Here is a 7,936-nt window from a genome sequence, read left to right on the forward strand (position 1 = left end):
ACTTCCGCATTCCTCCCGACACTGACCCTACGGGTACAGTGCGGGGCTCCTGCGATTTCTAGCTGAAGATCATCGACGATGGCTGTGGTATGCTGGAGTCCAAGAGCGGGGCGGATCCCGCCCAGCCGCCCGGCCATGGCCACGGGTTGCTCAACATGCGCTACCGAGCCGAGTTGATCGGGGCAAGCATTGCTTGGCGTAGTCGCCGCTTTGGCAGTGGCACAGTGGTGGAACTGCGGATCTCTTTGCCGCCGAGTTCCTAATCTTGTCCCCAGCCCAGTCTTTTCAAGGTAGCGGACGCAGCATTTTCGGTCTCAACCTGTTCTATAGTCGTTTAAGCTCAACGGATCCCCGGTTGTCTGACCCGTTTGTAGGGGATCCTCTCACGCTGGCAAGGCGGAGTTTTTGCGCTGTCGTTAACACTGCGAGGAGAAGCATCTGTGGCCTATCGTGTGACTTTGATCCCTGGGGATGGCATTGGCCCGGAAGTGGCCAAGGCGATGACCACGGTCTTAGAGGCTACTGGGGTTCGGTTCGAATGGATCCCGGTAGAAGCAGGAGTGGAGGTGATCGAGAAATACGGCACCCCCTTGCCACCCCAGGTGTTGGAGTCCATTCGGGAAACCAAAGTGGCGATCAAAGGGCCGATTGGCACTCCCGTAGGTACTGGCTTTCGTTCGGTCAACGTGGCCATTCGCAAGGAGCTGGATCTTTTCGCCAACCTGCGCCCGGCCAAATCCATGCTCGGTGTCAAAAGCCCTTTTCAAGACATTGACCTAGTGGTGGTGCGGGAAAATACTGAAGATCTCTATGCCGGGATCGAGTTTGAACGGGGCACGCCGGAAGCCATCCAGGCGCGGGAGGAAATGATGCGCCTCTCCGGCAAACCCATCCGCGAGGGATCCGCCATTGGCATCAAGCCCATTTCGGACTTCGGCAGCCGCCGCATTGTCAAATTTGCCTTTGAGTACGCCCGCCAGAATGGCCGCAAGAAGGTGACGGCAGTGCACAAAGCCAACATCATGAAATTCACCGATGGCTTGTTTCTGCAGGTGGCGCGGGAGGTGGCCCAGGAGTATCCCGACATCGAGTTTGAAGATCGCATCGTGGACAACATGTGCATGCAACTGATGCAAAAGCCGCAGCTCTACGATGTGCTGGTGCTCACCAACCTCTATGGGGACATCATTTCCGACTTGTGCGCGGGGATGATCGGCGGGCTGGGGGTGGCGCCGGGGGCCAACATCGGCGACGGCATTGCGGTTTTTGAGGCCATTCACGGCTCTGCTCCCAAATATGCCGGCCAAAACAAAGTCAACCCCTGCGCTCTGATCCTCTCCGGGGCGATGATGCTGCGCTACCTAGGAGAGCGGGAGGCTGCCGCAAGGGTGGAGGCGGCGGTGCAGGCGGTGATCGCCGAGGGCAAGCAGGTCACCTATGACCTGGCCACAGGGGATCCTGTCGGCACTCAGGAAATGGCCAAGGCCATTGCTGCCCGCGTGCAGGAGATGGCTCCGCAGTAGGGTTTGGCGTCAAATGTTTCTGATCCCAGGCTCCTCAAAAGGGAGGGACTGGGGGCCTCAGTACCCCAAAGCCAGATCCACCACCCCCAGCAAGGGATCCCCGGCCCGGAAGCGCCGCACATTTTCTCGCACCCGCTTAGAGAGGGCTGGGACAATCATGGCATCGGTAAGAGCAGTGTGGGGGGTAATCAGGCAGTTGGGCAAGCTCCAGAGGGGATGCCCATCCGGTAGGGGCTCGGGATCCGTGACATCCAAGGCGGCCCCGCGAATGACCCCCTGCTGCAGGGCGGCCACCAAGTCGGAGGTCACGATGTGCTTGCCTCGCGCCACATTCACCAGCCAGCACTGGGATCCCATCTGCTCCAACTCAGCTTGGGCGATGATCCCCTCAGTTTCCGGCGTGAGAGCCAAGGCCAAGATCACCACGTCTGCCTCTGCCAACACCGTTTGCCGTTCCGCGAGCGTCACCACCCGCGTGGCCCCCGGCAAGGGATCCGCCTTGCGACGCACCACGTCGATGGAGCATTGAAAAGGCTGCAACAGCTTGATCAACTCTTGGGCGATGCCCCCGGCCCCGAAAATGACCACACGGCTACCCCAGAGGCTGGTACCGGAGCCCTCCTGCCAAGTTTGGGCCAAGGCGCGGATCTTCAAGTCGCGCAAGCCGGCCAAGGTCAAGGCCAAGGCATGTTCCGCCACCGGTTGAGCATAGACCCCCTTGCCACAAGTCCACACATAAGCGGGATCCAAGACTCCCGCCCGAACAAAGGGTTCCACCCCCGCCCAGGGCAGCTGCACCCAGCGGATCCCTTTCCCTTCTGCCAGACAGCACTTCAGGCCGGGCACATCAAAGGCATCGGCCCAGACCAAGGCTTCTGCTTCTGCCAGGGGCACAATTTCGCCACCCCCTGCCAAAACAGCCTCTTTGAGCCAGGGGCGAAGATGGCCGGGTTCGACGGCAATGCGTTTGCCTTGGATGCCCATAGGAACCGTTGGATGAGGCTTTCCCCTTGCCAGGATACTGCCGGAGATGGCATGCACGGGCAGCCGCAAAAACCGGTGATCGAGTGTTAAGGGATCCCAAAGGGATCCTGGGCCACTTCCATAGGATCGCTAGGGTGAAAATTAGGGCTGCTGTGTTGGCTCAATCCTTAAGTAGGTAGCATTCCCCAATGACCCTATCCGAACTGCTGATCTTGGTGACGCTGCTCTTTCCCGGGATCCTGTTGTCGCTCATTGTGATGGGAACCTTTGCCGCAGGGGGATAATCATCTCCCAATGACAATGGTGAAGCCCTAAAGACGTGAAGACATGTCCAAAACCAAGCTGAGCGCCTGGGTCATGGGCTGGGGGTTAGCCTGCACTGCTGCTCTCTTTTTGCCCAGCGTGGCTGCTCAAGCTCAGGTGACCCTCGGTGTGCAGCCGGTGCGGGTGGTGCAAGGGATCCCTTTGTACCAGAAGGAGGTTTGGGTTGGAGACAATCGGATCCCCGTTTCTATCGTGGTCATTTCTCTCGCAGCGGGCCAACTGCGGCCTATCTGGGCTGCACCTGCGGGGCTGGTGGGTCTGGGGGAGCTGTCTTCCTTTGGCCCCGAACAGGGAGCAGTAGCCGCCATTAACGGTGGGTTTTTCAACCGCAACACCCGTCAGCCGCTGGGGGCAATTCGTCGGGATGGCCGTTGGATCTCCAGCCCCATTTTGGGTCGTGGGGTCATCGCCTGGTCGGATGGGACGGCAGGGCAAGAAGGGGGATCCGTGCGCTTTGCCCGTTTGCGGATGCAAGCAGAGCTGCGCAATGCCATTGGGGATCAAATCCCGGTGGTGGGCATCAATACAGGCTATATCCTGCCCGGCATCTCCCAGTTCACCCCCGACTGGGGATCCACCTACACCACCCAAACGGACGACGAAATGCTCGTGATGGTGCAGCAGGATCAGGTGCAAGAAATTCTGGTGGCGGGCCTGGCCGGCAGTTTGACGGTACAGATTCCCAGCGAGGGGTATGTATTGGCAGGGCGGGGGCTAGAAGGTGCCCTAGAAGCCCGCAAGCTGGTTCCCGGGGATCGCCTCAGCCTTCATCTGCGCTTGGATCCGCCCGAGCTGGAAGCTTATCCCCACATCCTAGGGGCAGGGCCGCTCTTGCTCTTGGATGGGCAGGTGGTTTTGGATGCCCGATTGGAGGGATTTCAGCCTCTCTTTCGCAGGCAGCGAGCCGCCCGCAGTGCCATCGGCCAACTGGACAGCGGACATTTGCTGCTGGTGACCGCCGGCAATGCCCAGGAAAACCAAGGGCTTACCCTGCTGGAGATGGCGCAGTTGATGCAGCAATTGGGCTGTCGCCATGCCTTGAACTTGGATGGGGGCAATGCTTCCACCTTGGTGCTGGGGGGAGAGGCCGTCAATTGGGAACACCGGCACCCAGAAGCCAGCCCACTCAACAGCGAGACGGATCCCAGTCCATCCCGGCGGCGTACACCCCGAGTTCACAATGGCCTAGGGTTTTTCCCAAGCCCAAGTCGGTGACAGAAAACTTTTGTGCCGGCGGGATAGAGTCTTTTCCCTTTGATCCAGGGATCGAGGGTGGGATCCCCGGACTTTCTGGCTGATTGGATGAGGGGTCAAGTATTCTCCAGGATTGGATCTACCTTCTCAACAAAAATCTCTCCTCGCCAGAGGAAGGACTCGGCTTTGATTGCGCAATGGGATCCCGGCAATCTCAGCACCCAAAGCTCCGGAGCTTGTGCAGGTCAATCTTAAGTGGGATCCAAACTGAACGCCCAATGCTCATTTCTCATAACAGAAATAGAGATTAAATTAAGTAGAAAACATTGGCCTTGAGACCGGTAAGAAAAATGATCAAAGAGGCGATCTCTTGAAGAAGACGACCTCAGAGTATAAAAGGCACGCAATTCTTTACGCTTCTGCTAAATTAGATGCTGGTTTTCAAAAAAGTATTGTCAATAATCCATTTTTTGACGAAGATGATTGACGAATTTATATTTCTTCACTCTCGAGGTTAGAAATTAACTCCTTGGACTTTTGGTTACAATTCTCTCTACTACGAATGTTCGCTAATGTGTAGGCCTACCCGGCTCCCGACCAAATGTATAGTTATTTTAAAAATGACTATCTCTCCTGGTGGACAAGGCTTTTGGGGTAGGTTGACCCTTGCTCCTCTCTCGTGGGTGGGCTGCTGGTACTGGCATTCCTGTTTGTGAGAGTTAATCTTATTTGGAAGAAATTGATCTTTTTCTCAAATTTTTATAGAGCACCTCTATACTCAAGTGAGATAGCCCCACACACAAGCTTCTGGGCTAGGCCTGAAATTTTATTGAGATCCCCTGTCAAAGCTTTTCAGGTATTGCCTCTTGTGCCAAAAGGCTAGGATGGGCAAGGATTGTATTTTCTATTACTCTATTGGGGATGATTTGTATGCCAGCTAGAAGCAGAACCGACTCATTGACGGATACGCACAGGTGGTGTTTCATGGAATCCATAGCCGACGCTCTCCACCACTTGTAGGCCCTATAACCTAGGGCCGTGTCCACTAGCCTGCTCGTGAGATTAGAACGTGGTTTGCACTGCTTCTCCAAATCCTATGCCTTCCTCCAAGGATGCCGCTCCTGTAGCCCGCGCCAAACAGCCTGCGGCTCAAGCCAGCCCTGCTGCCGGCGAGCTTTTCCTTCAGCAGAATGGATCCCTCTCCGCCCAGTTGGTTCCCCAGGGATCCCTGCAGCTTTACACCCACCCCAGCCGAGGCATGTTTACGCCTGTCATGGCCCAGGCGCTGCGCTTGGCCGGCCAGGGAACGCGGGTGCTGATCGTGCAATTTCTCAAGGGTGGGATCAACCAGGGGCCCGAAAATCGTCTCTCCCTGGGCAGATCCTTGGAGTGGGTTCGTTGTCGCCTGCACCGGTGCATCGATACACCTCACCTAGAGCCTGAGGAGCGGGTGGCATTGGATGAGCTGTGGCAATTTACCCAGGAGGCTGTCAGGAGTGGCCGCTATGACTTGGTGGTGTTGGATGAGCTGAGCTTGGCTGTGAAGTTGGGCCTGATCCCAGAAGCGGAAGTGCTGAGCTTAATCGACCAACGCCCCATCTCCATGGACATGGTGATCACCGGGCCGGAGATGCCGGATTCGTTTCTGGAGCGGGCCGACTTGATCACGCAGCTGCGCCTACGTGGCATCCCAGGCCCAGGGCTCCGCACTGCCGATGGGAATGTTGCCTGTTCTCTGGATCCCCCTCAAGTCAGCGGCACAGGTGCTATGCCTACAGCAGCCCATGTTGCTCCGCACCGCTAGCGCAAACAGTTTCCGCTCCGAAAGACCTAGGCAACACGGGTCGCGTCAGGGGGGCGGAGTCCCAATAAGACTGGAGCTTGTCCACCAGATGTGCCCTCACTCTCCAGGAAGCCGGCTGTAGCCATGTTGAAAAACGACCGCTGGATCTGTGAGCAAGCGCGGCGAGGGATGATCGAGCCGTTCTGCCCTGAGCTGGTGCGCGCTGTTGAATCTCGGCCCGTTTTGAGTTACGGGCTGTCTTCCTACGGCTACGACATCCGCTTGTCGCCGGTGGAGTTCAAGATCTTCCGCCATGTGCCCGGCACAGTGGTGGATCCCAAACGGTTTAACCCCAAGAATCTGGAAGCGGTGGAGCTGCACCACGACGAGATGGGGGATTACTTTATCATCCCGGCCCACTCCTATGGGTTGGGGGTGTCTTTGGAGCGGCTGCAAGTTCCGGATAACATTACCGTGATCTGCATTGGCAAATCTTCCTATGCCAGGGTGGGCCTGATTGCCAACCTGACGCCCGCTGAGGCGGGATGGCGGGGCTATCTCACTCTGGAGTTTTCCAACGCCTCCAGCGCCGACTGCCGTGTGTACGCTAACGAAGGGGTGGTACAGCTTCTGTTTCTGGAAGGGGATCCCTGCCAAGTGACCTACGCCGACCGCGCCGGCAAGTATCAGGATCAGCCGCAGCAGGTGGTGGTGGCCAGGGTTTAGCGAAACGGGGGAATGCCAGTAATCCCCCTCAGTTTATTGGGGGGAGGGCGTTACCCGTCTTTCTTCCTCCAAAAGGGAAAGAGTTGGCGGGATCCGGTTGGCTATGCTGGATCCACGTAGAACCCCATCTTGATTCATCTCCATGCCTGACTCTTTTTCGCCTGCTGCCGCTCCCCCCGGTGAGGCTGAGCCTTTGGGCGATAGGGAGCCCAATCCGGATCTGCTCACAGCTTCCTACGACTACACCCTCCCTCCAGATCGGATTGCGCAAACGCCGGTGGAGCCCAGGGATCAGGCGCGGATGCTGGTGGTGTACCCGGATAGGCACGAGCATCGCCGCTTCTGCCACCTGCCCGACTACCTGCGGGAGGGGGATCTGCTGGTTCTCAACGATACCAAGGTGATCCCGGCCCGCCTGTTCGGGGCCAAGGAACCCTCCGGGGCGCGGGTCGAAGTGTTGCTGCTGGAGCCTTGTCTGGAAGGGATCCCTGCCGCTGCGCAACCTCTGCCGGATCAGGCGTGGAGCTGGCGGGTTTTGGTCAGGCCGGGCAAACGGGTGAAGGTGGGGGATCGGATTGGTTTTTGGAGCAAGGAGGGATCCCCCTCTGGGCTGAGAGCCACTGTCCTGGATTTGGATCCGGAGACCGGTGGGCGAGTGGTGCAGTTTGAGTGGGAAGGGGCGCAACCTTTTGAGGAAATCCTGGAACAGGTGGGCCGGATCCCGCTTCCTCCCTACATCAAGGCTTCCGGATCCCCGGGCTCAGGACAAGTTCGCCCTGAAGACTACCAAACCCTCTGGGCCAAACACCCCGGCTCGGTGGCTGCTCCCACGGCAGGGCTGCACTTTACCCAGGAGCTGCTGGAGCGGCTGGCCCAAAAAGGGATCCAAACGGCCTACATCACCCTGAACATCGGCCTGGGTACCTTCCGACCGGTGGAAGCGGAGCGGGTAAACGAGCATCGTCTCCACAGCGAGTGGCTCAAGGTGCCGGCAGAAACGGTGGCAGCCATCCAAAAAGCCCAAGCCCGAGGGGGGCGGGTGATCGCGGTGGGAACAACCGTGGTGCGCTCTTTGGAAACCGCGGCAGCCTCTGGCACCTTGCAGCCTTGGCAGGGGAAAAGCGATCTCTTCATCTACCCCGGCTACTCCTGGCGGGTGGTTCAGGGACTGGTCACCAATTTTCACCTGCCCCGCTCCAGCCTGATGATGCTGGTGGCTGCGCTGATCGGGCGGCAAAGGCTGCTGGATCTCTACCAAGAGGCCATCGAGCAGGGATATCGCTTCTATTCCTTTGGGGATGGCATGCTCATCTTGCCCTAGGGCTGGGGCTGACCTGATACATTTACGCTGAACACTGCTGAACATCACTGTTCAACTATGCAGCGATAGCATTCTGTTTGT

General features: G+C 58.1%; 7 protein-coding genes. 6 read left to right on the plus strand and 1 reads right to left on the minus strand.

The features are described from left to right. Positions 1 to 89 precede the first annotated feature (89 nt). Both NW840_RS12785 and NW840_RS12790 read left to right on the plus strand, forming a co-directional pair. Positions 90 to 263, plus strand: a complete 174-nt coding sequence (locus tag NW840_RS12785) for a hypothetical protein (RefSeq protein ID WP_414344677.1) — start codon at positions 90 to 92, stop codon at positions 261 to 263. 177 nt (positions 264 to 440) lie between these two features. Next, positions 441 to 1,523, plus strand: coding sequence for an isocitrate/isopropylmalate dehydrogenase family protein (locus NW840_RS12790; protein WP_414344678.1), 1,083 nt, complete (start codon positions 441 to 443; stop codon positions 1,521 to 1,523). Between the two features lie 57 nt (positions 1,524 to 1,580). On the opposite strand, the gene NW840_RS12795 is transcribed toward NW840_RS12790, so the two are convergent. Then, positions 1,581 to 2,507 (minus strand): D-isomer specific 2-hydroxyacid dehydrogenase family protein, encoded by a 927-nt coding sequence (locus NW840_RS12795; protein ID WP_414344679.1) that lies wholly within the window; start codon positions 2,505 to 2,507, stop codon positions 1,581 to 1,583. Between the two features lie 327 nt (positions 2,508 to 2,834). Between NW840_RS12795 and NW840_RS12800 the strand changes: the two genes are divergently transcribed. From NW840_RS12800 to queA, 4 genes are all read left to right on the plus strand, one after another. Next, entirely contained in the window at positions 2,835 to 4,046 is a 1,212-nt protein-coding gene (locus tag NW840_RS12800) for a phosphodiester glycosidase family protein (RefSeq protein WP_414344680.1), read from the plus strand. 1,075 nt (positions 4,047 to 5,121) lie between these two features. Further along, positions 5,122 to 5,829: a cob(I)yrinic acid a,c-diamide adenosyltransferase gene (locus NW840_RS12805; protein ID WP_414344681.1), complete on the plus strand. Its 708-nt coding sequence runs from the start codon at positions 5,122 to 5,124 to the stop codon at positions 5,827 to 5,829. 123 nt (positions 5,830 to 5,952) lie between these two features. Further along, on the plus strand, positions 5,953 to 6,534 hold the full coding sequence (dcd, locus tag NW840_RS12810) for a dCTP deaminase (protein ID WP_414344682.1): 582 nt from the start codon (positions 5,953 to 5,955) through the stop codon (positions 6,532 to 6,534). Between the two features lie 142 nt (positions 6,535 to 6,676). Then, complete coding sequence (gene queA / locus NW840_RS12815; RefSeq protein WP_414344683.1) at positions 6,677 to 7,855, plus strand: tRNA preQ1(34) S-adenosylmethionine ribosyltransferase-isomerase QueA; 1,179 nt, start codon at positions 6,677 to 6,679, stop codon at positions 7,853 to 7,855. Positions 7,856 to 7,936 lie beyond the last annotated feature (81 nt).

Origin of the sequence: Synechococcus sp. R5-13 (assembly GCF_047462015.1) — a bacterium.
In the GTDB taxonomy this organism is placed as follows: Bacteria; Cyanobacteriota; Cyanobacteriia; order Thermostichales; family Thermostichaceae; genus Thermostichus.